This window comes from Rhodococcus mengyinensis (assembly GCF_048381435.1).
GTDB lineage: Bacteria > Actinomycetota > Actinomycetes > Mycobacteriales > Mycobacteriaceae > Rhodococcus_F > Rhodococcus_F opacus_D.
In genome coordinates this window covers 1-4,331 of the sequence record NZ_JBLWIT010000130.1, presented here as the reverse complement: position 1 = coordinate 4,331, position 4,331 = coordinate 1, and the positions used below count along the sequence as shown (strand labels likewise).

Below are 4,331 nucleotides of genomic sequence, written 5' to 3'. Positions count from 1 at the left end.
TCGACGCGCTGGACCTGTCGGAATTCGGGTCGCATCCGATCAACGACGCCGATCGGGCGCATCCCCTGCGCGCGGACAACACCGCCTACGTGATCTACACGTCGGGGTCGACGGGTAAGCCGAAGGGTGTGGCGGTGCCGCATGCGGGCATCGTGAACCAGTTGGTGTGGATGCAGTCGGAGTACCCGCTGACCGAGCGGGATGTGTTGTTGCAGAAGACGGCGACGACGTTCGACGTGTCGGTGTGGGGGTTCTTCTGGCCGTTGCAGGTCGGCGCCACCATGGTGCTGGCCACTCCGGACGGGCACCGGGATCCGGTGTATCTGGCGGAGGTGATCGACGAGTACGGGGTGACGGTGACCGATTTCGTGCCGTCGATGCTGGATGTGTTCGTTGCGTCGGTACCGGCCGGGTCGTGTTCGAGTTTGCGGCACGTGTTCGTGATCGGTGAGGCGCTTCCCCCGGAAACCGCGAGTCGGTTCCGTACCGTGTCGTCTGCGGGGTTGCATAATTTGTACGGGCCGACGGAGGCCGCGGTGTCGGTGACGTACTGGGAGACGTCGGACGCCGACGAGGTGACGGTGCCGATCGGTGTGCCGGAGTGGAACACCCAGGCGTACGTGCTGGATTCGCGGTTGCATCCGGTTCCGGTGGGGGTGCCGGGGGAGCTCTATCTCGGTGGCATCCAGTTGGCGCGGGGGTATTTGGGCCGGGTGGATTTGACGTCGGATCGGTTCGTGGCGAATCCGTTCGGTGGTGCCGGGGCGCGGATGTACCGGACGGGTGATCTGGTGCGGCGCCGGGGGGATGGAGTGCTCGAGTACATCGGGCGTACCGATTTTCAGGTGAAGTTCCGTGGTCAGCGGATCGAGTTGGGTGAGATCGAGGCGGTGTTGCGGTCGCATCCGGATGTGACGGGTGCTGCGGTCCTCGTCTATTCGGATGCCTCGACGGGTGATCATTTGGTGGCGTATGTGATTCCCGCGGCGGGTCGCACTGTCGACGCCGCGGACCTGCGCCGGCACGCAGCGGGTGCGCTTCCGGCGTACATGCTGCCGTCGGCTGTGGTGCTGCTCGACGAGTTCCCGCTGAACACGAGTGGGAAACTGGACCGCAAGGCACTCCCCGCACCTGAATTCGTCTCGAACACAACCGAATACGTGGCACCCCGCAACGACGTGGAGCAGAAGCTCGCGGACGTGTTCTCCGACGTGCTCGACGCCGGCCGGATCGGTGTGCACGACAGTTTCTTCGACCTCGGCGGCAACTCGCTGTCCGTCACCCGGGTGACCGCGCGCATCACCGAGGCGACCGGAACCCGGTTGTCGGTTCGCGACGTGTTCGATGCGCCCACCGTGGCCGCACTGGCGTTGCGTATCCACTCCATCACCACTGAGGTGCGCCCGGCCCTGACCGCAGTGACCCGGCCCGCACGCATCCCGCTGTCGCTCGCGCAGCAGCGCATGTGGTTCCTCAACCAGTTCGACGCCGACTCCCCGGCCTACAACCTGCCGTTCGCGGTGCGGCTGTCCGGCGCGATCGACACCGCAGCGTTGGCGGCGGCGTTCGACGACGTCGTCGAACGTCACGAGTCGCTGCGCACGGTGTTCCCGGACGGTGAGGGTGGCCCCGAACAGATCGTGCTGCCCGCCTCCGACGTCTCCGTGACACTGCAGCCGGTCGACGTCACCGAAACCGACCTCCCCGGCCGAATGGTGGCGTTCGCGTCCCGCGGATTCGACGTCACCGCGGAGACACCGGTACGGGCCACGCTGTTCCGCACGGCGCCCACCGAACACGTCCTGGCGATCTCGTTGCACCACATCGCGGCCGACGGCTGGTCGTTCGGACCCCTCGGCCGCGACGTCATGGTTGCCTACGCGGCCCGCGCGCAGGGGCACGCCCACCAGTGGGCGCCGCTCGAGGTCCAGTACGCCGACTTCAGCGTGTGGCAGCGGGAGGTGCTCGGCAGCGAGGACGACGCCGAATCCGTCATGACCACCCAACTCGGATACTGGACGCGAACACTCGACGGCGCGCCCGACGAACTGCGCCTGCCCTTCGACCGGCCGCGTCCGGCTCAGCCGACGTTCGCCGGGCGATCGGTGGGCTTCAGCATCGATCCCGAAACCCACCGCGGCATTCAGCGTCTGGCCCGGGAACACGGGGCCACCACATTCATGGTGGCCCACGCCGCGTTCGCGCTGCTCCTGGGCCGTCTGTCGGCCACCGACGACGTCGCGATCGGCACCCCGATCGCCGGACGCGGCGAACGCGCTCTCGACGACCTGGTCGGCATGTTCGTCAACACCCTCGTCCTGCGCACAGCGGTGCGCAGCGGAAACAGCTTCGCCGAGTTGCTGCACACGGTGCGCGACACCGACCTCGCAGCGTTCGCCCATGCCGACGTTCCGTTCGAGCGGTTGGTCGACGTGCTCGCCCCGGCGCGCACCCCGGCGCATCACCCGATCTACCAGGTTGCGCTGTCGATGAACCCGGGACAGGCGGACGCGTACGAACTGCCGGGATTGCGGATCGGCGTCGAGGACGTGGACCCGGGGGTCGCCAAGATCGATCTGCAGTTGACGTTGGGCGAGAATCTCGACGACACCGGTGCGCCGTCCGGGATCCGTGCCGAATTCACCTACGCCACCGACCTGTTCGACGAGTCCACCGTCCGCGACTTCGCGTGGCGGCTGCAGCGGATTCTCGAGGCCGTGATCTCCGACCCGGGCACCGCCGTCGGTGATCTCGACCTGCTCGACGACACCGAACGGGCAGCTCTCGTCCCGGCAGCGGGCAGGCCCGGACTCGCACCCGTCACCGTGCCGGATCTGCTGGCCGGCGCGGTGCGCAGCAACCCGGACGGTGACGCGCTCGTCGCCCCGACAGTGCTCGGTGCGTCCGCGGGCACCACCAGCACGCTCACGTACCGGGAGTTGGACGCAGAATCGAACCGCCTGGCGCGACTGCTCGCCGACATGCAGGTCGGTCCCGAGGTTTTCGTCGCGCTGGCCTTGCCGCGGTCGGTCGAGTCCGTGTCCAGTGTCTGGGCGGTGGCGAAGTCGGGGGCGGCGTTCGTTCCGGTGGATCCGAGTTATCCGGCTGACCGGATCGCGTTCATGCTGGAGGATTGTGGTGCGCCGATCGGTGTGACGACGGCCGCGTTGCGGGAGGGTCTGCCGGAGGGTACGCACTGGATCGTCCTCGACGACGACGCAGTGGTCGAGGGTCTGGCCTCGTACTCCTCGGAGCCCCTGGATGATTCGGACCGCACGGGTGTGTTGTCGGTGGATCATCCGGCGTATGTGATTTATACGTCCGGGTCGACGGGTCGGCCGAAGGGTGTGGCGGTCACGCATCGGGGTGTGGTGAATCTGGCGGCGGATGAGCGGGATCGGTTGGGGGTGTCGTCGGGGTCGCGGGTGTTGCATTTCGCGTCGCCGAGTTTCGATGCGTCGGTGTTCGAGTTGGTGATGGCGGTGTGTGCGGGGGCGACGCTGGTGGTGGCGCCGACCAGTATTTTCGGTGGTTCGGAGTTGGCGGAGTTCCTTGCCGAACATGGGGTGTCGCATGCGTTCTGTACGCCGGCGGCGTTGGCGTCGCTCGATCACCGTGGTCTGGACCATCTGAAAACGGTGGTGGTGGCCGGTGATGTGTGTCCACCGGAGTTGGTGGCGCGGTGGGCGCCGGGCCGGATCATGGTCAATGCGTACGGTCCGAGTGAGACGACGATCATGTCGTCGGCTACCGGCCCGTTGGTGCCTGGGCGGCCGGTGAGTATCGGGTCGCCGACGGTCGGTGTGGATCTGGTGGTGCTGGATCGGCGGTTGCGTCCGGTCCCGGCCGGGGTGCGTGGCGAACTCTACGTCCTCGGCCCCAGTTTGGCGCGCGGGTATGTGCATCGGGCGGGGTTGACGGCGGGGCGGTTCGTGGCGTGTCCGTTCGGTGCGGGTGGGCGGATGTATCGCACGGGTGATGTGGTGCGGTGGGTGGCCGCCCCGGACGGCACCTGGGTTTTGGAGTTTTTGGGGCGTAGTGATTTTCAGGTGAAGATCCGGGGGTTCCGGATCGAGTTGGGGGAGATCGACGCCGTGTTGGCGGCGCATCCGGTGGTGGAGTTCGCCCACACGGTCGGCCATGACGACGGGAGTGGCAGCAGTCGGCTGGTGTCGTACGTGCTTTCGGCGCCTGGAACTGACGTCGAAACCCGTGCACTCGCCGAGTTCGTGGGGGAGCGGTTGCCGGGGTATATGGTGCCGTCGGCGATCATGGTGTTGGAGTCGTTGCCGCTGACCCCGGCGGGGAAACTGGACCGCAACGCCCTGCCC

The 4,331-nt window shown here is 67.3% G+C and carries 1 protein-coding gene; it reads left to right on the top strand.

Annotated elements, in window-relative coordinates:
- The coding region (locus ACNJ7E_RS30615; protein WP_418341707.1) for an amino acid adenylation domain-containing protein at positions 1-4,331 on the top strand (4,331 nt) is incomplete at both ends.